At 42.3% G+C, this 23,721-nt stretch carries 21 protein-coding genes; 6 read left to right on the plus strand and 15 right to left on the minus strand.

All coding sequences use genetic code 11. The features are described from left to right. Entirely contained in the window at positions 1–708 is a 708-nt protein-coding gene (locus G564_RS0114230; protein ID WP_037374071.1) for a porin family protein, read from the plus strand. Here G564_RS0114230 and G564_RS0114235 read toward each other — a convergent pair. The 6 genes from G564_RS0114235 to pyrH form a co-directional block, all read right to left on the minus strand. Then, the gene (locus tag G564_RS0114235; protein ID WP_029038248.1) at positions 703–1,308 is read right to left on the minus strand and encodes a hypothetical protein; all 606 of its coding nucleotides are present in this window, start codon (positions 1,306–1,308) and stop codon (positions 703–705) included. The two genes, G564_RS0114230 and G564_RS0114235, sit on opposite strands and share 6 nt — an antisense overlap. Continuing rightward, the gene (gene rpoN / locus G564_RS0114240; protein WP_029038249.1) at positions 1,308–2,768 is read right to left on the minus strand and encodes an RNA polymerase factor sigma-54; all 1,461 of its coding nucleotides are present in this window, start codon (positions 2,766–2,768) and stop codon (positions 1,308–1,310) included. Before rpoN ends, G564_RS0114235 begins: the two co-directional genes overlap by 1 nt. 91 nt (positions 2,769–2,859) lie before the next feature. Continuing rightward, positions 2,860–4,302, minus strand: coding sequence for an asparagine--tRNA ligase (asnS, locus tag G564_RS0114245; protein WP_029038250.1), 1,443 nt, complete (start codon positions 4,300–4,302; stop codon positions 2,860–2,862). Positions 4,303–4,394: 92 nt separating this feature from the next. Continuing rightward, positions 4,395–6,815, minus strand: coding sequence for an efflux RND transporter permease subunit (locus G564_RS0114250; RefSeq protein WP_029038251.1), 2,421 nt, complete (start codon positions 6,813–6,815; stop codon positions 4,395–4,397). 123 nt (positions 6,816–6,938) lie between these two features. After that, positions 6,939–7,493: a ribosome recycling factor gene (gene frr, locus G564_RS0114260; RefSeq protein ID WP_029038252.1), complete on the minus strand. Its 555-nt coding sequence runs from the start codon at positions 7,491–7,493 to the stop codon at positions 6,939–6,941. Positions 7,494–7,538: 45 nt separating this feature from the next. Continuing rightward, a complete protein-coding gene (gene pyrH, locus G564_RS0114265; protein ID WP_029038253.1) occupies positions 7,539–8,246 on the minus strand; it encodes a UMP kinase in 708 nt (235 codons plus the stop codon). Between the two features lie 155 nt (positions 8,247–8,401). Between pyrH and G564_RS20355 the strand changes: the two genes are divergently transcribed. Continuing rightward, on the plus strand, positions 8,402–8,542 hold the full coding sequence (locus G564_RS20355; protein WP_156879252.1) for a hypothetical protein: 141 nt from the start codon (positions 8,402–8,404) through the stop codon (positions 8,540–8,542). 8 nt (positions 8,543–8,550) lie between these two features. Beyond that, entirely contained in the window at positions 8,551–8,769 is a 219-nt protein-coding gene (locus G564_RS0114275) for a hypothetical protein (protein WP_029038254.1), read from the plus strand. A gap of 376 nt (positions 8,770–9,145) precedes the next feature. Here the strand turns inward: G564_RS0114275 and tsf are convergent, their stop codons facing one another. The 4 genes from tsf to rplM all read right to left on the minus strand — a co-directional run bounded on the left by tsf (position 9,146) and on the right by rplM (position 11,977). Further along, a complete protein-coding gene (gene tsf / locus G564_RS0114280; RefSeq protein ID WP_029038255.1) occupies positions 9,146–9,970 on the minus strand; it encodes a translation elongation factor Ts in 825 nt (274 codons plus the stop codon). Between the two features lie 88 nt (positions 9,971–10,058). Then, the gene (gene rpsB / locus G564_RS0114285; protein ID WP_029038256.1) at positions 10,059–10,958 is read right to left on the minus strand and encodes a 30S ribosomal protein S2; all 900 of its coding nucleotides are present in this window, start codon (positions 10,956–10,958) and stop codon (positions 10,059–10,061) included. A 177-nt stretch (positions 10,959–11,135) separates the two neighbouring features. After that, on the minus strand, positions 11,136–11,522 hold the full coding sequence (gene rpsI / locus G564_RS0114290; RefSeq protein WP_029038257.1) for a 30S ribosomal protein S9: 387 nt from the start codon (positions 11,520–11,522) through the stop codon (positions 11,136–11,138). Further along, the gene (gene rplM, locus G564_RS0114295) at positions 11,522–11,977 is read right to left on the minus strand and encodes a 50S ribosomal protein L13 (protein WP_029038258.1); all 456 of its coding nucleotides are present in this window, start codon (positions 11,975–11,977) and stop codon (positions 11,522–11,524) included. Before rplM ends, rpsI begins: the two co-directional genes overlap by 1 nt. 353 nt (positions 11,978–12,330) lie before the next feature. Between rplM and G564_RS0114300 the strand changes: the two genes are divergently transcribed. Further along, positions 12,331–12,954 (plus strand): lipocalin family protein, encoded by a 624-nt coding sequence (locus G564_RS0114300; protein ID WP_029038259.1) that lies wholly within the window; start codon positions 12,331–12,333, stop codon positions 12,952–12,954. Between the two features lie 568 nt (positions 12,955–13,522). Here the strand turns inward: G564_RS0114300 and G564_RS0114305 are convergent. The 4 genes from G564_RS0114305 to G564_RS0114320 form a co-directional block, all read right to left on the minus strand. Further along, complete coding sequence (locus G564_RS0114305; protein WP_029038260.1) at positions 13,523–14,572, minus strand: AI-2E family transporter; 1,050 nt, start codon at positions 14,570–14,572, stop codon at positions 13,523–13,525. A gap of 436 nt (positions 14,573–15,008) precedes the next feature. After that, positions 15,009–17,834: a DNA polymerase I gene (polA, locus tag G564_RS0114310; protein WP_029038261.1), complete on the minus strand. Its 2,826-nt coding sequence runs from the start codon at positions 17,832–17,834 to the stop codon at positions 15,009–15,011. A gap of 619 nt (positions 17,835–18,453) precedes the next feature. Then, the gene (locus G564_RS0114315; protein ID WP_029038262.1) at positions 18,454–19,767 is read right to left on the minus strand and encodes a sugar MFS transporter; all 1,314 of its coding nucleotides are present in this window, start codon (positions 19,765–19,767) and stop codon (positions 18,454–18,456) included. Positions 19,768–19,769: 2 nt separating this feature from the next. Beyond that, the gene (locus G564_RS0114320; RefSeq protein ID WP_029038263.1) at positions 19,770–20,735 is read right to left on the minus strand and encodes a N(4)-(beta-N-acetylglucosaminyl)-L-asparaginase; all 966 of its coding nucleotides are present in this window, start codon (positions 20,733–20,735) and stop codon (positions 19,770–19,772) included. A 266-nt stretch (positions 20,736–21,001) separates the two neighbouring features. Here G564_RS0114320 and G564_RS0114325 point away from each other — a divergent pair, with 266 nt between their 5' ends. Further along, positions 21,002–22,222 carry a metallophosphoesterase gene (locus G564_RS0114325; protein WP_029038264.1) on the plus strand — a complete coding sequence of 407 codons (1,221 nt, stop codon included), beginning with the start codon at positions 21,002–21,004 and terminating at the stop codon, positions 22,220–22,222. Between the two features lie 73 nt (positions 22,223–22,295). Further along, the gene (locus G564_RS0114330; protein WP_029038265.1) at positions 22,296–22,592 is read left to right on the plus strand and encodes a thioredoxin family protein; all 297 of its coding nucleotides are present in this window, start codon (positions 22,296–22,298) and stop codon (positions 22,590–22,592) included. Positions 22,593–22,611: 19 nt separating this feature from the next. Here G564_RS0114330 and G564_RS0114335 read toward each other — a convergent pair whose 3' ends face one another. Then, complete coding sequence (locus G564_RS0114335; protein WP_029038266.1) at positions 22,612–23,499, minus strand: dienelactone hydrolase family protein; 888 nt, start codon at positions 23,497–23,499, stop codon at positions 22,612–22,614. Positions 23,500–23,721 lie beyond the last annotated feature (222 nt).

Here is a 23,721-nt window from a genome sequence, read left to right on the forward strand (position 1 = left end):
ATGAATCTCCTTCAAAAATGGCTTTTTTGCCTGCCCTTTCTTTTTCCGCTTTACAGTATGGCGCAGGAGGGAAACCCCGTTCCTCAGGTAACTGACAGTCTTTACAGGGAGGATCAGGTCTATATCGGAATAACCTACAATATCGTTACCGGACAACCTTCAGAAATCCAGAGTTCCCAGTTCTCCGGCGGCCTGCATTTAGGCTTTATCAGGGATATGCCTCTTAACGAAAGAAGAAATATCGCCCTGGGAGTTGGGTTGGGATGGTCAATAGATACCTACGGGCAGAATTTATTTGTGGGACGGCAAATCGATGGCGAAGGCAGTCGCTTTCAGGTTCTGGATAGGAACCGGATAGATTTTGATGCCAACCGGTTTACAACGCAATCTATAGATGCTCCGCTGCAATTCCGATGGCGCACTTCCACACCCGATAGTTATAAATTCTGGAGGATCTACACCGGGCTTCGACCTGCCTATGTTTACCACTTCCAGTCAAAATTTGAGCAGGATGGGAATACCTACAGGGAGTCAGATATTCCGGAATTCGAAAGATTCCGTCTTGGGGCAACCTTCACCTTTGGATATAACACCTTTAATTTCAACTTCTACTACAGCCTTAATTCCTTCTTTAAAGATGTGGATTTAGATGGGGAAAGTCTCGACTTAAGGACCTTTCAGGTGGGACTTATGTTCTACCTGCTATAACCAGAAAAAGGCTGCAACCACCTGAGGTAGCAGCCCAACAACAAAGCCTAATGCAAGTTCTTTCATCGAATGAGCGTTGAAATGTAGTCTGGAAGAAGCGGTGAGGCCGGTAATAGCAACCAGGAAGCTTACCGTATAGATCAGGTTCAGATCAAAGTGCAGACTAAGGAATATCACAAATAATGTTATTCCGCCGAGTCCGGTCATGTGAAGACTGGCCTTTATACCTGCAAAGAGGAGAAGAAGTCCCAGCAGGGTGGAAACCATTATTCCTAAGAAAAAATAGTACAATTCGGGATAATCAAACGAATTGAGCACGTACTTTAGAATGATGAAAATAAGCCCGGCATAAAAGAGCAAGGGCCATTTTCTTTCCCTGATCTCCTTCATTAGGTGGTCACTTACTTTTCCCAGAGTTTTTAGCATAAAAAAATAAACCACCGGAATAAAGATCGTCATGATAGCTATAGCCAATACTTTGGCTTTTACAATATCCAGGGGAAAAAAACGCGGTGTAACAAGGAAATAGATTAAAGTGCCGGCAATTGGCATCCAAATGGGATGAAAAAGGTAGGAGGCAGTCTTGAGCAGGATCTTCATTAAATCTCTTTGCGTAGCCGTGCTACAGGAATGTCCAGTTGCTCCCTGTATTTCGCTACGGTACGTCGTGCTATGGGATAACCCTTTTCCTTTAGCATCTTCGCCAGCTTCTCATCTGTGAGAGGTTTTCTTTTATTTTCATCTTCTATGGTCATCTCCAGGATCTTTTTTATCTCCCTGGTAGATACATCTTCTCCCTGGTCATTCTTCATAGACTCAGAAAAGAAATCTTTGATGAGTTTGGTGCCGTATGGAGTATCTACATACTTGCTGTTAGCTACTCTGGACACAGTGGAAACATCCATATCGATCTCGTCGGCAATGTCTTTAAGGATCATGGGTTTCAGATTGCGTTCATCACCGGTGAGAAAAAATTCTTTCTGGTAATTCATGATAGCACTCATTGTCACAAAAAGGGTGGTTTGGCGCTGTTTAATAGCCTCAATGAACCATTTCGCCGCATCGAGTTTTTGTTTGATAAACATCACAGCATCCTTCTGAGCCCTTGATTTCTCTTTGGATTCTTTATAGCCTTTGAGCATTTCGCTGTAATCTTTGGAAACGTGCATTTCGGGCGCATTACGTCCATTCAGACTTAATTCCAGCTCCCCGTCTACAATTTTTATTGTGAAGTCGGGGATCACATGTTCGACAGCCCGGGTATTGCCTGCATAGGCACCGCCGGGTTTGGGATTAAGATGTTCAATGACATCAATAGCATCCCTAAGATCATCTTCAGAAATATCGTGCTTGGAAAGCAGCTTCTGGTAATGCTTTTTGCTGAACTGGTCAAAAGACCTTTCAATAATATCTTTTGCGAGACTTACCTGCCTCGTTTGTTCCTTCCGGTTAAGTTGGATAAGGAGGCACTCCTGAAGGTTTCTGGCTCCCACTCCTGCAGGATCAAGCTCATGAACATGCTTTAATACCCTTTCTACCGTAGGTTCATCTGTATAAACATTCTGTGTGAAAGCAAGATCATCCACGATGTCCTGGACGGTTCTTCTTATATAACCGCTTTCATCCACACTTCCCACCAGGAATTCTGCAATTTCTTTTTCAGATTCGCTCAGGCGAAGCGTGCTTAATTGAGTCTTCAAATATTGGGTAAAGGATGTGCCCGATGCGTATGGCACCTGGCGATCTTCATCATCTGCACTGTAATTATTTGCCTGAAGGCGGTAACTGGGAATTTCGTCGTCGCTCAGATATTCATCAACATCTATATCGGCTTCAATAGACTCATTGCCGGGATCATCGTCCTGGTAGTCGTCTGTCTCATATTCCTCCTCGTAGTCATCTTTCTCTTCCTTGCCTCCTTCCAGGGCAGGATTCTCTTCCATCTCCTGTTTAAGCCGCTGCTCAAAAGCCTGGGTAGGCAACTGAATAAGCTTCATCAGCTGGATTTGCTGAGGAGAGAGCTTTTGAGACAATTTTAAATTTAACTGCTGTTTTAGCATATAATTTTGGCTTTGTATAAAAATAAAAAAAACAATCTACAAACGTAAAAGATCGCAGATTGTTTATGACTACTTTAGGATGTGATTCCGTTTAGAACTCTGCGTTGAGCGGAGTTCTTGGGTAAGGTATTACATCTCTTATGTTGCCCATTCCTGTGGCAAATTGTACCAGTCTTTCAAATCCTAATCCAAAACCACTGTGAACACAGGTACCAAATCTGCGTGTGTCGAGATACCACCATAGTTCCTTTTCATCGATCCCGAGTGCCTGCATTTTCTTTTGCAGCACTTCAAGACGCTCTTCTCTCTGAGAACCTCCAACGATCTCTCCGATTCCCGGGAACAGGATATCCATTGCCCGTACCGTCTTTCCGTCTTCATTTAAACGCATATAAAAGGCTTTTATGTTGGCAGGATAATCAAAAAGAATAACAGGACATTTAAAATGCTTCTCTACAAGATAACGCTCATGTTCACTTTGCAGGTCGGCACCCCATTCCTCAATGATATAATTGAACTTCTTCTTTTTATTCGGTTTTGAATTTTTCAGGATATCAATGGCTTCGCTATAGCTTACTCTCTTAAAGTTGTTTTCAATAACGAATTTGAGCTTATCTGTAAGTCTCATCGGACTTCTTTCGGCTTCAGGTTTTGTTTTATCCTCATTGGCCAGTCTCTCCTCCAAAAATGCAAGATCATCCTTACAGTTATCCAGGATATACTTAAGTACATATTTGATGAATTCCTCGGCGATATCCATATTTCCGGCGAGGTCACAGAAAGCCATTTCGGGCTCTACCATCCAGAATTCAGCAAGGTGACGGGAAGTATTGGAATTTTCTGCTCTAAAAGTAGGACCAAAAGTATATACCTGCCCCAATCCCAGCGCATAGGTTTCTGCCTCCAGTTGCCCGGATACTGTGAGATTGGTTTCCTTTCCAAAGAAATCCTCGCTAAAATCTACAGATCCGTCTTCCTTTTTAGGTACGTTGTCCAGATCAAATGAAGTCACCCTGAACATTTCTCCTGCCCCTTCTGCATCACTTCCGGTAATGATAGGAGTGTTTACATAATGGAAGTTGTTCTGCTGGAAATAGCTGTGAACAGCAAAGGCTAACTTAGACCTGAGTCGCATCACTGCTCCAAAAGTATTTGTACGCACCCTTAGATGTGCCTGTTCCCTGAGTTTTTCAAAAGAATGTCTCTTTGGGGAAAGGATTGTAAGTTTTACTTCTTCAGGATCTGCATCTCCAAGGATCTCCACAGAATTTGCCTGGATCTCCACATTTTGTCCGCTTCCAAGACTCTCTGTCAGCGTACCGGTGACCTTAATGGCAGCACCTACAGTAATGCGTCTTAGAACCGACTCGTTCATCTTCTCATAATCTACAACACATTGCAGGTTATTAATGGTTGAACCGTCATTTAGGGCAATAAAACGATTACTCCTAAAAGAGCGAACCCATCCCTTAACCTCTACTTCCTGTAAATATTTAGTGCTTTTTAAAAGTTCTGCGACTTTTCCTGTGATCATTTCAGTTGAATTTGGAGAGCAAAGATAATTTTTCCCTTCATGCCTTACAAGTAATTCAACAGGGCTTACTGCGGAAAAATACCTGTCAAAAATTACATTTTTGGATCCTCTGAATTTTCGTCATCCTCAGACTCATCTTCTGCCGGGAGAATATTGATTGCAGGCTCTCTAAGTACCTCTTTATTGGCGATCTCTTTCTGAAGGGAAAGCAGTAGCGCCGGAAGCAGCAAAAGGTTAGAAAGCATCGCAAATAACAGGGTGGCAGAGACCAGTCCTCCCAGAGCTACCGTGCCGCCAAAGCTACTTATCATGAATACCGAGAAGCCGAAGAAAAGGACTATGGAGGTGTAAAACATACTCACCCCGGTTTCCCGAAGTGCTGCATATACAGATCTTTTGACCTTCCAGTTGTTTGCCTTTAGTTCCTGCCTGTACTTCGCCAGGAAGTGAATGGTGTCATCCACAGAGATCCCAAAGGCAATACTAAACACCAGGATAGTAGAGGGTTTTATTGGAACCCCAAGATATCCCATCATGCCCGCAGTCACCAGCAGGGGTAAAAGATTGGGAATAAGAGATATCAGGATCATTTTAAATGATCTGAACATCCATGCCATGAGAAGCGCGATTAGGAAAATTGCAAGGCTCAGGGAAATGATAAGATTCCGCACAAGATAGGTGGTGCCTTTTTGAAAAATAAGGGCCTTTCCTGTCATTTCCACATTGAAACGATCTTCAGGAAAGATCTCGTAGATCCGGGGCCAGAGATCTGCTTCGATCTCTTCCATTTCGCGGGTGCCAATATCTTTCATGAAGGTAGTCATTCGTGCGTACCTTCCCGTGCTGTCCACAAAGGAAGTGAGCAGGTTGTCTCCGGTACCGTCTAAGCTTTGAGCATAGGGTAAAATAAAGGTTTGCTCCTGGGAGGTGGGAAGCTGGTAATAATCTGGATTTCCATTATAGTAGGCCTGTTTGGCATACTTCACCAGGTTTACAATTGATAGTGGAGGCGACAGCTGCTTCTCTTGTTTAATAAGTTCCTGAAGTTCCTCCATTTTGCGCAGGGTAGGCAATTTCATTACCCCTTTTTCCCGTTGTGTATCAATAAGGATCTCAAGGGGCATTACGCCATCAAATTCTTCTTCAAAAAATTCAATATCCTGGAAGAATTCTGCCTTCTGCGGCATATCTTCCAAAAGACTACCAGAGATTCTTATCGTATAGATCCCTATAATACTGGCCACCAGTAAAAGGATAGCTGTAAAAAATATGCTGATGCGGTGATGTTTCACCATACGTTCCATCCAGTTGACAAAACCATTGATCCATCTTTTATTCAGATGCTTGAGATGCTTTTCCCGAGGCACATTCATATAACTGTAAATGATAGGGATAATGAGCAGGCTCAGAATAAAGATTACAATGATATTAATAGAGGCAACAGTACCGAATTCCTGGAGTAGGGTGCTTTCGGTTAGAATAAAAGTAGCAAAGCCCGAAGCAGTGGTAAGATTGGTGAGCAAAGTAGCATTTCCTACTTTAGTGATCACCCGCTGCAGGGATTTCGCCTGATTCCCGTGTTTCTTTATCTCCTGCTGGTATTTGTTGATAAGGAAGATACAGTTGGGAATTCCTATCACAATTATCAACGGAGGAATAATGGCTGTAAGTACTGTAATTTCATAATGCAGCAGCCCAAGGATCCCAAAAGCCCACATCACTCCAATTATTACCGTGATCATGGAGATCACCGTTGCTCTTATACTTCTGAAAAAGAAGAAAAAGATGAAGGAGGTGACAAGTAAAGCTGCTCCAATGAACAGCCCTATCTCATCAATGATGCTCTGGGCATTGAGAGTGCGTATATAAGGCATTCCGGAAACATAGACATTCATCCCATATTCCTGTTCAAATGCTTCTACCAATGGGATCAGTTCGTTTACTACAAACTGTTTTCTTTTTCCGGTGTTGACGATCTCCTTATCAAGATATACCGCGGTTTGAACAGTATTGGAATGCCTGCTGTAAACCAATCCTTCATAAAAAGGGAGCCGGTTAAATAACTCCTCCCGGTATCCTGCCAGTTGAAGGCTGTCCGGTTGCTCTTCATGTATGAGAGGCACCATCTCAAATCTTGGAGGATCTTCGAATTTCTGAAGTTTTTGCAGATCTCCGACAGAGACTGTGAAATCAATTTCAGGATAGGCCTTTAACTGACTTGAAAGCTTGTGCCATCCCATGAACTTTTCCGGAGTGAAAAGCTCCGGATCATTTACAGCAAGTACAATTACATTACCCTCTTCTCCAAACTTGTTCAGGAAAGCCTGGTACTGGAGGTTAATAGGGTCATCATCGGGCAGCAAATTAGCTTCAGTGAAAGAGAACCTCATGTTCTTCCATTGAGAACCGAGAAAAATGGTGCAGGCGGCTATTAAGATCAGGATAAGTATCCTGTTTCTTAGAATAGTTCGTGCAACCGTATTCCAGAATTCGAAGCCGAGGAATTTTGACATGGAAGAGTTTTGCTGCAAAGGTAAAAAAGCATCCCTATTTTATCCAGTGGCGTGGCCTGGGAAAAGGGCAAAAAAAAGCGGCTTTTCGGCCGCTTTTTGGATAACTATATAAGACCGGTACGACTACACTGTCATTATTTCTTTTTCCTTTACCGCAAGGATCCTGTCGATCTTCTCGATGTAGGTATCGGTAAGCTTTTGAATTTCAGCTTCTGCAGACTTCTGCAAATCTTCAGAAATGTCGAGCTTTTTGATCTCCTGATTGGCATTTTTACGATCATTACGCACTCCAATCTTGGAATCTTCAGCTTCAGCTTTTGCCTGTTTTGCAAGTTCCCGGCGACGTTCTTCTGTCAAAGGAGGAACGTTGATGATCACACTGTCTCCATTGTTCATAGGATTAAAGCCGAGATTGGCCTGCATGATCCCTTTTTCTATTGGACCGATCATATTCTTTTCAAAGGGTTGAATGGTCAATGTCCTGGCATCGGGAGTATTAATGTTAGCAACCTGATTTAAAGGTGTCTGGCTGCCATAGTAATCAACTCTTACACTACCTAACATAGCTGGAGTGGCCTTTCCTGCGCGGATATTTAGCAGTTGTTTCTCCAGGTGAAGAATGGCTTGATCCATTGCTTCTTTTGTACTGTCAATAATAAAATCTAACTCGTCGTCCATTTTTAATGTTTCAGTCTTAAAAACTATTTCAAATTATCTTCAAAATCAAAAATTAACTTTTGTGCCTATTTTTTCCCCTGTAACTACTTTTTCAAGGTTTCCGGGCTTATTCATGTCAAAGACGATGATAGGCAGCTTATTCTCCTGGCTAAGGGTAAAAGCTGTGGTGTCCATTACTTTTAGTCCTTTTGTAAGAACATCATCGAAGCTGATAAAATCAAATTTAGTTGCTTTTTTATCAACTTCGGGATCTGCAGTGTATATACCGTCAACCCTTGTTCCTTTTAGAATGACATCTGCATGTATTTCGATAGCTCTCAGAACTGCAGCCGAATCTGTTGTAAAATAGGGATTTCCGGTGCCTCCGCCAAAAATTACAACCCGTCCCTTTTCCAGATGGCGAATAGCTTTTCTGCGGATGAAGGGCTCTGCAACTTCATTGATCTTAATGGCTGTTTGAAGTCGGGTTTGGATTCCCGCATCTTCCAGAGCACTTTGCAGGGCAAGTCCATTAATAACTGTCGCAAGCATTCCCATATGATCTCCCGTTACACGATCCATACCACGGCTGGCCCCTGCTACTCCTCTAAAGATGTTTCCGCCGCCAATAACTATGGCAACTTCCACCCCCTTCTCAATAACCGCTTTTATCTCTGCTGCATATTCGGCTAAACGTTCGGGATCGATGCCATATTGACGTTTCCCCATAAGGGCCTCTCCCGAGAGTTTTAATAAGATTCTGTTGTAATGCATCTATGTGATTTAATGGGTTGTGCAAAACTAATGAATTTATCCTATAGATGAATAGTTCCGAAAATCAAAATAAATGTAAAATGGGGTTAAAGAAAGGTAATATTTAAATTTTACTGTCGTTTCTAAAAGGAACCTGAAATTATAGAAAAAGAAGGATGAAAATTAGCATTTTTAAAACCGGATGTTTTCTGTTATGTATCCTGCAGATTGTTGCCTGCACTGTTGATCGGGATGACGAGGCCGATATCTTCGGAACCTGGATCGAAACAGCACCTGTTCCCGACAGGACCACATAGTTTTTGGTGTGGATAATCGCCTTACGCGAATTGACGGTGATGGTAATGCAGAATTCTACATCTATCGCATAGAGGATAAAACTCTGCATCTCAGGCTTGCTTCGGGTCTGGAGGGCAGTTCTGAGCTGTTCTTTGAGCAGATCAATACGAATAAACTGAAGGTAGAAAATCTTTACGCGTCCATTCCCGAAGCAGAACCGGTTTTTATCATTTTTGAGAGGTATTGAAAAAGAATCAAGACCGCAGCGCTGCCTGCTGGCAAGCGAGCTTCTAGAAGCAAAGAACAAGACTTATTTCTTTTTTGCCGACAAATAAAATTCTGGTTATTGGGCTAAAGCCCTTTCTGTTTTTTTTCTTTTTTCCACCACCTGAAGGTGGTGGCAATTCATCTTTTCCATTATTAATAAATGATTTTTTGACATGAATTGCCTCCGGCTTTAGCCGGAGGATTCAGAAAACAGCCGCCATCACAGGGCTTTAGCCCAATTTTGCGCCCTTTCAACCCTTTCCGGGTTCTAAACCCTGAAAGGGTTGGACGAACTTTAAACAAAAAACCCGCTCCTTTGCAGAAGCGGGTTTTTAAATTATAAATAAAGAAAATGACTATCCTAAAGCCACTCTTTCAAAAGCTACAACATTAAGATTGGCATCTTCTGACTTTACATATTCAGATACAGACATTTTGCTGTCTTTGATGTAATCCTGGTTAACAAGGGTATTGTCTTTAAAGAAACGCTTTATTTTACCTTTTGCGATGTTATCAAGCATAGCTTCAGGCTTACCTTCCTGTCTCAACTGGTCTTTTGCAATTTCGATCTCTTTCTCGATCACAGACTGGTCAACACCTTCTTCGTTAAGAGCAACAGGGTTCATTGCAGCTGCCTGCATTGAAACGTTCTTTGCTACTTTTTCGGCGTTTTCTGTCTTGGCAGAAAGACCTGTAAGAACAGCAATTTTGTTACCTGCGTGGATGTAAGATCCTACAAATGGAGCTTCAAGAGTCCTGAAGTCACCAATCTCGATCTTCTCTCCAATTACTCCGGTTTGCTCAGTAAGTTTATCCTGAACAGTGATCCCTTTGTAATCTTTTGAAAGCAACTCTTCTTTAGAGTTTACGTTCATTGCAAGCTCAGCGAAATCTTCAGCCAACTGAATGAAAGATTCGTTTTTTGCAACGAAATCTGTCTCACAGTTAAGAGAAACGATCACACCTCTTGAATTGTCTGCATTTACTTTTGCGATAGCAACACCTTCAGCTGATTCTCTGTCGGCACGGTTTGCAGCTACTTTTTGTCCTTTCTTACGAAGGACCTCAATAGCTTTATCGTAATCTCCTTCGGCTTCTACCAAAGCTTTTTTGCAGTCCATCATCCCGGCACCGGTAGCCTGTCTTAGTTTATTTACTTCTGCGGCGGTTATATTTGCCATAGTTAATATGTTTTTTAAAATGAATAAGTCGTTCAGCTAAATTCAGGAGAATGCAACTAAACGACTCATAGATTAATTATATGAACTTCTATTCTTCCTCGTTGTCGTTAGAACGTGCATCTGCCAAAGTCTCTTTTTTAGACTCCAGTTTCACATCTTCCTGAGCTTCCTTCATGTCTTTTTTATCCTGTGGATCTGTAGACGGAACTTCAGTTTCTAATTTCGGTTTTCTTGCTCTTGGAGCTTTTGCCGGTTTGTCTTCTGCAGCATCTTCTTCTTTACCTTCTTTTCCGGAAGCTTTTCTTTCAGAAAGACCTTCCACGATTGAGTCAGCAACGTAAGAAACAACTTTGTTGATTGATTTTGAAGCATCATCATTTGCAGGGATCACATAATCCACATCTCTTGGATCTGAATTGGTGTCAACCATTGCAAAAATTGGAATGTTTAATTTTTGAGCTTCTTTAACCGCGATGTGTTCACGAGTGATGTCTACTACGAATAGCGCACCCGGAAGGCGGCTCATTTCTGAAATAGAACCTAAGTTTTTCTCTAACTTAGCTCTTAAACGATCTACTTGTAAGCGTTCTTTTTTAGAAAGCGTGTTGAAAGTACCGTCTTTCTTCATTCTGTCGATAGAAGCCATTTTCTTAACAGCTTTGCGAATAGTGATGAAGTTGGTCAACATACCACCGGGCCATCTTTCTGTGATGTAAGGCATGTTAGCTCTTTCGGCTTGTTCAGCAACAATTTCTTTTGCTTGTTTTTTGGTAGCTACGAAGAGTATTTTTCTACCGCTGGCTGCGATTTTGCTAAGAGCCTCACCGGCTTCCTGCATTTTAGCAGCACTTTTATAAAGGTTGATGATGTGAATCCCGTTGCGCTCCATATATATGTAAGGCGCCATGTTTGGATTCCATCTTCTTGTGAGGTGACCAAAGTGTACACCTGCATCAAGTAATTCTTTTACTTCTACTTTGTTTGCCATTTTTGTAATAGTTTACGTTCTGTTGAGATAGCAACAATCAGGTGGCGATATAATATCCGGCCCTGACCGTTTAGATGCTAAACTAACCACCGGCACTTCTTTAAGCGTAGCTCCGGAGTAACAACAAAAATCTTATGATTTAAATGAACTTTTTGGTGCTTTCAACACCAAATAATATTAACGTTTAGAGAACTGGAATTTCTTACGGGCTTTCTTCTGACCGAATTTCTTACGTTCGACCATTCTTGGGTCTCTTGTAAGTAATCCTTCAGGCTTAAGCGTAGTTCTGTTCTCAGCATCCAACTCTACCATAGCTCTTGAAAGGGCAAGACGAATAGCTTCTGCCTGTCCTGTGATCCCACCACCGTAAACATTAACTTTGATATCAAAGCTTTCATTGTTACCGGTCATGTTAAGAGGCTGTCTTACTTTGTACTGAAGCGTGCTTGTAGAGAAGTAATCCTTAACGTCTTTTTTGTTTACAGTGATGTTTCCGCTTCCTGTAGAAACGTAAACACGTGCAACTGCCGTTTTTCTACGGCCAATTTTGTGAATAACTTCCATTACTTAAGATCGTTTAAGTTAATAGTTTTTGGTTTTTGCGCCTCAACATTATGTTCAGATCCTGCAAAAACTCTTAGGTTTCGGAAAAGATCTGCTCCAAGTTTGTTCTTTGGTAGCATTCCTTTTACTGCATTTTCCACAAGTCTCTCTGGACCTTTAGTGAATAATTCCGAAGCAGTTAAACTTCTTTGACCCCCAGGATAGCCGGTGTGGCGAATGTACTCTTTAGAGTCCCATTTCTTTCCTGTTAAGTTGATCTTCTCGGCATTGATAACAACTACATTATCACCGCAATCAACGTGTGGGGTAAAATTAGCTTTGTACTTTCCTCTTAGTAGCTTTGCCACTATAGAAGAAAGGCGGCCAAGGGCCTGTCCTTCAGCATCTACAACAACCCACTCCTTATTGACAGTGGCTTTGTTGGCAGAAACCGTTTTGTAGCTTAATGTGTCCACACTAATTAAATTTACTTAATAATTAAACATTCCATTCCCTGCATAAAACAGGGGTGCAAATGTACAATTATAAATTTATAATTCAAATGCCAGATTATTAATTTAATGGAGGAAAAGTTTCGGACTATCAGACCTCTCCAAAATGGGCTTTTTTTTATGTCTTTCCCGAACTACATTTTCTGCTTCTGAAGATTTTTGCAGCCAATGAACAGACTGAATTATCATTAGATATTTATAAACGCTTTATCGACGAAATACTTATAATTCCGATTAACGGAAAATAAAGTGTTAAAAAATTATTAATTAATTTTTCTCTCTCTTACATTTGTCTCCTCAAAATGAATGACTTGACTATGAAGAGAAATTTACTTTATGTTATTTGGGGAATTATGTTGACACCCCTTCTTTTTTCCTGCTCAACAGATGAAATGAGCAGTGACTCCCAGGACCTGAATCTCTCAGGTACTGCCACCGTTCAGGAAGAACAGATCCTGGTTTCAGACCTTGTAGGAACCTGGAACATTTATTCCATGACCTCTGTTCCTTTAGAAGAGGGTGGCGAAGCTACAGCCGTTGATTTTGATCAGAACGGGAGCTTTACCTATGACCTGTTAGAGGAAACAGATTGTTTTGATGCTATGTATTTTACTTTTGAAGATACGGGTAATGTGCAAACTACGCAGTCGCGATTGTTCTTTTCTGCTACTACAGGTATGTTCTCCTGCCAAACCACAAAAGATTATACCGCCACTTATTCTGTGGAGGAGGGAAATATCCTTACCATAAATTTTAAAGTTAATGATGTGGATTACACCGAAACAAGATCAATTTCCCGATACACGGACAATGGGAATGAATTTCTAAAAGTCACCCTTACCAAAGAAGAGACGGATGCTGCAGTTTATGTTTCACCGGACCCGGGAAATACAGTAGCTTCAGAAATTCAAAAAATCGAAATGATCTATATAAAACAATAAAGAGCTTTTTTGCCCCCAATGTAAAAGTCCCCCCAAAATTGATTCGGGGGATTTTTTTATTTTTAATTTTATTGATTGCGGTTGTGGGATATATTATATGGATCTGTCGTACCTACGGCACTCTTGGGAATCTGCCCGTTTTACCCCGGAATGAATTCCGGGGCTAAAGATCTTTCGTGCCGCTGGCACTATGTATTGGTACGAAATAAATAAATGCCGTTAGGCTTGAACGATTAATTAGCCACGGGCTTCAGCCCGTGGATTTCATGGAATAAGTTTAGGCAAGGCCGATCAATTTTGAGGTTGACTGGTTAGAGTAAATCTGTCGTACCTACGGCACTCTTGGGAATCTTCACGTTTTAGCCCCGGAATGAATTCCGGGGCTAAAGATCTTTCGTGCCTCGGGCACTGTTTTCTACTAGGACACTAAAAACCTGAATTCTATTAGGATCTTGAAATAAATTCCGGGGCTAAATACATTTTGCCCCTTTAAAAACCCTTGATGATTTTCGTGGATATTTTATTTAAGTCTACTATCTCTCATCTACTATCTCCCGACTACTACCGTCTATTTTCTACTATCTACCGCCTTTTTTTCCATAGGCTTAACATAAAGATCCTGCACCAGGATAATAATGATCAATACTAGAGGAGTTGCGAAAACCACTCCCCAAATTCCTGTCATTGCTCCCACAAAAAGCTGGGAAAGAATGATCAGAGCCGGCGGGATCTTTATCAGCTTTTTTTGGGCCTGCGGATTTATCAAACTGCTTTCGAGAAGTTGTATTCCGGTGTAGAGAATAGCGACAATAAGGGCAGTGGTAGGATTAATTGCCAAACCTATAAGTACAGCAGGGATCATGGCAGCTAAAGGTCCGAAATTAGGAATAAAATTCAGGATCCCCGCAATAAGAGCCAAAGTGAGCCACATAGGGAAGCCGAGAATTACCAGTCCTATAGCGGTTAATACAAAAACTGCCAGCATGGCAATAAATTTTGCCGCCAGCCATTTGGTTAAGCCTGTTCCCAAATGTTCCAGTACCTCTTCTGCCTTTTCTCTTTTAGGTGGAGGAACAAGATGAATGATACCGTTTTTGTAAAGCCCGGGAGAAATAGTGAAGAATATTCCAATAAGCAGGATGATATAAATGTCTCCTAATCCACCAAAAGTGGTCATAAAGAAGCGACTAATAAAATTTGGTAAGTCATCTGAATTTTGCAACTCTTCTATTTGCTCAAGAACTTCCCTGCCTACACGACTACCACTCAGGGATTGTTGTGCATCATTTACTAACTGCGGAAAAGTTTCTTCGATCTGTGATGCCTGCGAGCTTACGGTAGCTCCTATAAGCCAAAAAATGCCTGCGGCGACCAAAATTGATCCCAATAATGAAATTGACATTGTGATTTTCCTGCTCCAGCCCGTCTTTTTTGCTATAAAGGAGCTCAAGCCTCTAAAGAAGCAAGCGATCAATGCTCCGGCAAGTACAAGAATGAGTATATTGAAAGTAGCTTCAAAGATAAGGAGCAGAGTAGCTATAAGGGAGAAAATTCCGCCCACTATCCAAACCTTTTGTACAAAAGAATAATGGGGTTCTGCTTCTTGGGAATCTGGCATGGTTGATCAGGTTCGTTAACCCTTTCAAGGTATTAAAGATTTTCAGCAAGTCTTCTTAAGGAAATTTTAATTAGCTTAAATTCAAGCACCAGGCACCAAATTCCAAGCACCAAATTCCAAGCACCGAATTCCAAGCAGGAAATTCCAAATCCAGTTAACTAAGCCTGATATTGGTTGCCCTTTTTCACAAACTTTTCAACTATGAAAACAGGCAACCGGGGACAATAATTAACAGGCATCGTAAAAAATCCTGATGAGATCTCTCGTCACATCTCCTTTCTTCGAAAGAAAATGCTCTGTCGAGATGACAGTTTCAGTGATTATTCGTTAAACCTTGATTTTTAAACATTTATAAGTTTATTCAGACAAAAGTCTTGGCTCCTGGTTCTTAGTTCTAGATTTTATTCCCAACCTTGAATTTTGAACCTTGAATTGTTTAATGTGCTTCCAGCCAATTCTCTCCCACACCAAGATCTACATCGAGCGGGACATCCATTGTAAAGGCATTCTCCATTTCGCTTTTTACGAGATTCTGTATCTTTTCCAGCTCGGGTCTGTAAACATCAAAGACAAGTTCATCATGCACCTGTAGCAGCATCTTTGTTCTGTAGTTGCCTTCCTCCAGCTTTTTATGGATATTGATCATTGCCAGCTTTATAATATCGGCGGCACTTCCCTGGATCGGTGCGTTCACTGCGTTTCTTTCGGCGGCACCACGCACTACGGCATTCTGGGAATTGATGTCCTTTAGATATCTTCTTCTTCCTAAAACCGTTTGAACATATCCATGTTCCCTAGCGAAATCTATTTGTTCACTTATGAAATTCCGCAGCTTCGGATAGGTCTTATAATAGGTATCGATAAGGTCTTTAGCTTCGCCTCTGGAAAGATTCGTCTGGTTGCTCAACCCAAATGCCGATACTCCATACACAATTCCGAAGTTTACCGTTTTGGCATTGCTTCGCTGTTCCCGGGTCACTTCTTCAATAGGAACATTAAAGACCTTTGCAGCAGTTGAGGCATGAATGTCCTGCTTTTGCTGAAAAGCTGAGATCATATTATCTTCCTTGCTCAAAGAAGCAATAATTCGTAATTCTATTTGAGAATAATCGGCAGCCAGCAGGATGTGATCTGCATCTCGGGGTACGAAGGCTTTTCTCACCTGCCGTCCTCTCTCGGTTCTTATAGGAATATTCTGCAGGTTGGGGTTATTCGAACTTAATCTACCCGTCGCAGCAACCGTTTGCATATAATCTGTATGCACTCTTCCGGTAGTTTCATCTACCTGCAGGGGCAGTGCGTCTATATAGGTGTTTTTCAGTTTCACGAGTCCGCGATAATCCAGTACCTGCCTTACAATATTGTGCTGTGGAGCCAGAGCAGAGAGAATTTCCTCCCCCGTAGAATATTGGCCTGACTTTGTCTTTTTTGGCTTTTCAACCAGTCTAAGTTTTTCAAAAAGAATAACTCCCAGTTGCTTTGGGGAACCAATATTGAACTCTTCTCCTGCGGTCTCAAAAATGTCTTTTTCGAGGCTGCTTATATCTTTCTCTAATGCTTCGGAAAGGCTTGCCAGAAAATCTTTATCCAGTCTTATCCCTTCGATTTCCATGTCGGCCAGTACCCGTACCAGCGGAATCTCAATTTCATTGAACAATTTCTCTGTCCCTGCTTCCTTGAGTTCGGGCGTAAAATGCTGCTTTAGCTGAAGGATCACATCGGCATCTTCTACGCTGAATTCCGTTTGCTTATCCAGCGGAATGTCCCTCATAGACCTCTGATTCTTACCTTTACCCAAAAGCTCTTCCACAAATACTGGGCTGTAGTTCAAATAAGTTTCCGAAAGTACATCAAGGCTGTGACGCATATCCGGGTTTATTAGGTAATGCGCCAGCATAGTGTCAAAAAGGGGACCTCTGAACTTTATATTATACTTCGCCAGTACCTTGATATCATGCTTCAGGTTTTGGCCCACCTTTTCAATATTTTCAGATTCAAAGAAAGGTCGGAGGTTTTCTATTACCGCCTGGGCTTCGGTACGATCTTCGGGAAGGGGAAGGTAAAATCCTTTCCCGGCTTCCCAGGAAAATGCCACTCCAATTATTTCCGCGGAAAGCGGATTGAGTCCGGTAGTGGTGAATTCAAAACACACACATTTCTGCTTCATTAAATTCTGAAGAAAGAGCTGCATTGCCATGCCTGAAGCCACACTTTGATATACATGCGGCACCTCTTTGATCGTTTTTCTTCCCGAGAAGGATTCCAGGCTCTCTGTAGCTTCCCCTCCAAAAAGGGAAAATTGGCCTGCTCCTGCCGGCTGGGCCTGGGCTTTGCCTGTTGGGGTGCTTGTGACCTGGGTAGGCCTTGCTGTTTCCTCGCCTGAGAAAAGCTTTAGGAACTGATCTTTGAGGCGGCGGAATTCCAATTCCTCAAAAAGCTCCTGTACCTTTTCTGAATCGGGCATGGAAAGCTCGTAATCTTCGGCGTGGAACTGCACCTTACAATCAGTCATTATGGCTGCCAGTTTTTTGGAGATGCGGCCAAGTTCTGCATTGGCTTCCACTTTTTCACGCATTTTACCTTTCAGCTTATCTGTGTTGGCCAGGAGGTTTTCCATGCTTCCGAATTCCTTCAGAAACTTTTTTGCTGTTTTTTCACCCACTCCGGGTAATCCGGGAATATTGTCCACGGCATCACCCATCATTCCGAGGTAATCTATCACCTGCTCGGGCCGCTCCACTTCAAATTTCTTCTGAACTTCAGGAATCCCCCAGATCTCAATTCCGTTACCCATACGGGCAGGACGGTACATGAAAATATTTTCAGAAACCAACTGCGCGAAATCCTTGTCGGGTGTGACCATAAAGACTTTGTAACCTTCTTTTTCTGCCTGTTTGGCCAGGGTTCCAATAATGTCATCGGCTTCACAACCGGGGAGAACCACCACCGGAATATGCATGGCTTTAAGAATGTTCTGTATATAAGGAATTGCCTGCATGATAGGTTCGGGTGTTGCATCGCGGTGCGCTTTGTAAGCTACGAACATTTCTGTTCGCACCACACTTCCTTCCTTGTCAAAACAAACCGCCAGATGATCTGGCCGCTCCCTTCTTATCACATCAAAAAGAGAATTCATGAAACCCATTATAGCCGAGGTATCCTGGCCTTTGGAATTGACGATCGGGTTATTTATAAAAGCATAATATCCTCTAAAGATGAGGGCGTATGCGTCTAGAAGGAATAAGCGTTTTTGTTCGGCCATGGAAAAAATTTTGGAAGGCTAAAATTACAAAACTAAAATGAGTATTGAGAAGTGAGTAGTGAGTATTGAGATTGATCAAAGATTAATGAACAATGAACAATGATCAGTGGCCAGTGGTCGGTGGTCAGTATGACCCCGATGAACAGTGGAGCTACCGTGGAAAATGGATTTTCAGGAAGATAGAATTTAGATTTTAGAAGTACAATTTTCGATTTTCTGCTTTTGCCAGCCCCAGCGGGGCGAAATATTGGTAGCCCGGGGTGTAAACCCGGGATCAAAAAGTGCCACCTCCAAAAAGAGCCCCGGAGGGGCGAAATATTTCCGGTTGTGATTACAATATTAATTAAGTCTTATGATAGTGGTCAGAAAAAAGTCTGCAGTGCATAGCTTTAAAGTTGGCAGTAAAACAATAGTTAGATTTTAGAAGTTAGAAGTATGAGTTTAGTGGTTCAATGTTCAGTTATCAGAAAATTAAAGAAACTGCTGGATCTTGAATTTTGAATGGTTTACTGGCAAACAGGGAACTGGCAACAGGCATCAGGCAATAGCTACAATCCGCAACTTGCAACCACTTGCAACCTGCAATTACATTATACCTTATTCCCTATACCTTAAACCCTTAAACGGCTACTTCAGTTTTCTTGTGCTTAAAGCCGTAGAACATGATGTATCCATAGCAAAGCATTACAAGAATAAGAGCAAGATTAAATCCGAAGGAATCTGTAAGGTATCCAAAGGCAGGAGGTACAACTGCACCTCCAACAATCATCGTACAAAGTACTCCAGATCCCTGAGGCTTATTGTCACCCAGGCCATCCAGCGCCAAACTAAAAATAGTAGGGAACATGATGGAATTGAAAAGTCCCACCGCAATGAGAGACCACATGGCTACCAGTCCTGTAGTTAGATTGGAAATTAGTACCAGGCCAATAGCACAGGCGGCAAAAACAGTCAGTACAACAGCCGGATTGATGATCTTGGTGAGATAGGAACCTATAAATCGTCCAATCATTGCGCCGGTCCAGTAGAAGGTCACAAATACTCCCACGATTGCCATATCTGTGGAGGTGGTCACTCCCGAAGTAAGAATATACTCTGCCAGAGTTCGCATGAACGGGGTCTCCCGTATCACATCGGGCAGGTTAAGACTTAAAAAGTAATTTACCATATAAGATCCAATGGCGACCTCGGCACCTACGTAGAAGAATATTCCGAAGGCACCCATCACCAGATTACGGTTCTTGAGAACTACGCCATAATCATTGGAAGCTTCGGTATCTGTAACCTTCGGAAGGTTAACAAATGTGAATACCAAAGCAATAAGTATAATAAACACGGCTATTCCCAGAAAAGGAGTTTGCACGGCAGCAGCTTCTGAAGCATAATATTTCACCCGCTCGGCTTCGGTCATAAAGGCAATCTCATCCCTTGTCATCACCTTGTCACTAAGAATAAAAAGAGCACCCAAAGCAGGAGCAATAGCGGTCCCCAGGGAATTAAAAGCCTGCGACAGGTTGAGTCGGCTGGATGCAGTTTTTTCAGGTCCAAGGATGGTCACATATGGATTGGCTGCTACCTGCAGGATAGTGATCCCTCCCGCCAGGATAAAATAACCAACCATGAAGATCCCGAATACCCGGTAGGATGCTGCGGGCCAGAAAAGCAAACATCCGGTGGCCATGGTCAAAAGGCCTAAGACTATTCCTTTTTTATATCCAATTTTTGAGAGTAGCCAACCTGCAGGGATGGATAAAAGAAAATAGGCTCCAAAAAAGGCAAATTGTACCATTCCTGCCTGGAAATAGCTGAGGGTAAAAACCTCACGCAATCGCGGAATAAGGGAATCCACCAGGACGGTAATAAAGCCCCAGAGAAAGAACAGGATTGTAACGAATATAAATGCGGTGCGATAGGATTTTCTTGTGTTTTCCATTTCTAATGATAAAATTTACTTGGGAAATTGACATTTTTGCCACCTCTGTATTCCATATAAGAGAAGCCTTTCTGAATGCAGGATGAACCTACATCGCCCTTTTTATTGATGGCGATAAAAGCGGCCTGGAATTCTTTATAATTTGAGTTTTGTTTGATGATCCTTAAAATAGCTTCCTCGCAGGCTTCCTGAGGAGATTTCCCCTGGCGCATAAGTTCCACGATAAGAAAAGAACCTACACTTTTGAGAATTGCTTCTCCCATGCCTGTTGCCACGGCACCTCCAACTTCGTTGTCAAGAAAGAGTCCGGCTCCAATTATGGGAGAGTCGCCAACCCGGCCGTTCATTTTATAGGACAATCCGGAGCTGGTACATGCACCTGCTATGTCGCCTTGAGAATCGAGACACAGCATTCCAATAGTATCGTGGTTTTCAATATTTATGATAGGCTTATATTCTTTTGTCTTAAGCCATTCCTTAAAAGCGTCTCTTGAATTTTCGGTGAGCAGATCTTCTTTTTTAAATCCCTGTTGCCGGGCGAATTGATCTGCACCCTCTCCTGCAAGGATGACATGCGGAGTATCCTCCATGACCTTTCTTGCCACAGAAACAGCGTGGGTGTGATGTTTAAAGTAAACTACTGCTCCTGCCTTACCAGAAGGGTCCATGATACATGCGTCAAGAGTGACATTTCCCTCCCTGTCTGGCGCGCCACCTCTGCCTACGGTGGTATTTTTTATATCTGCTTCTTCCACCATAACTCCCTGCTCCACGGCATCGAGTGCCGTTGCCCCTGCGGTTAATAATTCCCCTGCCTTTCGGCTGGCATTGGGGAAACTCCAGGTTGCAATACAAACAGGATCAAAATTTCCCATTTCTGAAAGGTTTAAATAATTAATGAACGGAGAAACTGCTGCGACTCCAATTCCGCTGAGCGAGGTATTCTTTATGAAATGGCGTCTTTTCAAGTTTAGTTAAAACTGCAGGGCTGTAAAAGTATGAAAACAGATTTAGAAATGAAGTTATATGTAGGCATACATTGCCCCCAAACAGGTCTTAAACAGCTGACCTTCGTCATAATTTGGTGATATTTTTTGCAGCTATTGGTACTCCCTCCTGCTGTTAGTCATGATCCACCCTCTTAGTATTCTCTATTGTACCATTACATAAAGCTTTGGTAAGAAGGAATTTTTGGCAAGGCTTTAGCAGTATCTTTGCCGCCTAAAGATTTTACATGCGCTGGATCATTTTTCTCATCATATATATTGTTCTTGATATTTATGCCTATCAGGCGTTCAAGACCATCACCCGACATTCCTGGATCTATTTTATCTACCTGTTTCTCTCCCTGGGAGTGCTGGCATATTTACTTTATCAGTTCAATATTCCCGAAAAACAGGGATTAACCGGAGCCCGTAGTTATGCAATAGGATTCTTCCTGGCTTTTTTTGCCCCTAAGCTCATTCTTTTCGTACTGCTCTTTGGAGAGGATATTGTCAGACTTGTAGTGAGCGGGTTTCAGAAGCTGAATGAGACAAATCAGGAATATTCCCTGCCTTCAAGACGCAAATTCGTAAGCCAGTTAGCTTTGGGGATTGCGGCTATTCCTTTCGCCTCCCTTCTATACGGAATGTACCGGGGACGATACAATTATAAGGTACTAAAATATGTGTTGCATTTTGAGGACCTGCCCGATGCTTTTGATGGATACAGGATCACTCAAATTAGTGATATCCACTCCGGAAGTTTTGACAATCCCGAAAAGATACGGTATGGGATAGAGCTTATCAATGAGCAACAAAGTGATGCCATAATGTTTACAGGAGACCTGGTGAACAATACAGCTTCCGAAATGGAACCATGGAAAGATGCTTTTGGTAAACTAAGGGCGCGCGACGGAGTTTTTTCTGTACTCGGCAACCATGACTATGGCGACTACGTAAATTGGGAATCTGCAGCGGCAAAAAAGGCAAATTTAGATGCTCTTAAAAATGTGCACAGCGAGATGGGGTGGGATTTATTACTTGATGAGCACAGAAAGATCAGCCGTGGTAAAGACTCTATTGCCATCGTAGGAGTGGAGAACTGGGGTGCCGGATTTAAACAGGTAGGCGATCTTAACAAGGCTGCTTCAGCACTTTCAGAAGAAGAATTTAAGATACTGCTCTCGCATGACCCTTCACACTGGCAGGAGAAAGTAAAAAAAGACCGGAAGAAATTCCATATTACCCTTAGTGGTCACACTCACGGAATGCAATTCGGGATTGAGATTCCGGGCTGGTTCAGGTGGAGCCCGGTGCAGTACAGGTATGAGCACTGGGCCGGAATTTATGAAGAAGCCGGAAGATTTCTGAATGTCAACCGCGGCTTCGGCTTTTTAGCCTATCCCGGCAGAGTAGGAATATGGCCCGAAGTTTCTGTAATTGAACTCAGAAAAGGCTCTAAGCCGGTATAAATCAAACTTTTGATTATATTTGATATGGCTGCAGGAGATAAGTCTCGGCTGCGGCTAAATTAATTTCAGATATATGTCAAAATTTGGGGAATTAATTGACTTACAGATTCCGGTCCTTCTGGAATTCTATACAGATTGGAATGAAGCTTCCGAAGCTATGCATCCGGTTTTAAAAGATGTTGCAGCCGCGATGGGCGACAAGGCAAAGATCATCAAGATCGATGTCGATAAAAATTCTGAACTGGCCGAAGCTTTAAGGGTGAAAGGTCTTCCCACCCTAATGATCTACAAGGAAGGGGAGATGAAATGGAGGCAAAGCGGGGAGCAGGATGCCAATACGCTTATTGGTTTGATGCAGGAGTATATTTGAGCTTCCCAAAACGGGAGTACTAACTCAGTTTTTCTTTAAAGAAATCGATGGTTCTTGACCAGGCAAGTTTTGCTGCTTCCTCGTCATAGCGCGGAGTGGTGTTGTTGTGAAAACCGTGGTTTACATTTGGATAAAAATGAACAGAAAATTCTTTCTGTTTTTCCTTTAGAGCTCTCTCATATTCGGTCCACCCGGCATTTACACGTTCATCAAGACCTGCATAATGTATTTGTAAAGGGGCGTTAATTTTAGCCACTTCTTCTATAGGAGGTTGTCCGCCGTAAAAAGGAACTGCAGCTCCAAGATCAGGTAGCTCTACAGCCATCATATTAGCGATCCAGCCGCCAAAACAAAATCCTACAACGCCTACTTTTCCATTTGTATCGGGATGTGATCGCAGATATTCATATGCGGCGATAAAATCCTGAAGCATTTCATTGCGGTCTCTTTTTTTCTGAAGTTCTCTCCCGTCGTCGTCATTTCCGGGGTATCCGCCAAGAGGTGAGAGGGCATCGGGGGCCAGACTAATAAAACCGTCTAATGCAGTGCGGCGGCCAACATCTTCAATATAAGGATTGAGTCCGCGGTTTTCGTGCACCACAATCACCCCCGGAAGTTTTGAGCTCTTGTTTTTTGGTGCAGACAAAAGCCCTTTTATAGTTCCGCCTCCCTTGGGAGAATTATAAGTAATATAATCTGAATCAATATCAGGATGATTTTGGGGGACTGTGGCGGTGGTTGCGTAATTTGGTGACATAAAACTCAAAAGGGAGCCAAGCGTTACGGTTCCCGCAGTATAAACAGAGAGTTTTTCTATAAACTGCCTTCGGCTTAACTTGTTATGGGCGTAATCATCATATAGATCAAATACCTCCTGACTAATATCTTCTTTTCTCAAGTTGCTCATAACAAATAATTTAGATTGTCCTAAGTTAGAAAATTATTTGCCAGGATTCCATCCGGTCGTTGTAAACGGAGATTTTTTAAATGATCACCATAAACAAAAATACCTGTTGGATTCTTATTAAGACTGATCAGAGATTTCTAAAATGATATCCTTTCTCATTTAAAAATACTAACAGGCGTGGTAGAATTTTCAAAAGATTTGGTTCTGACTTGAAGCTGTCGT

Origin of the sequence: Salinimicrobium xinjiangense DSM 19287 (genome assembly GCF_000423585.1) — a bacterium.
Lineage (GTDB): Bacteria > Bacteroidota > Bacteroidia > Flavobacteriales > Flavobacteriaceae > Salinimicrobium > Salinimicrobium xinjiangense.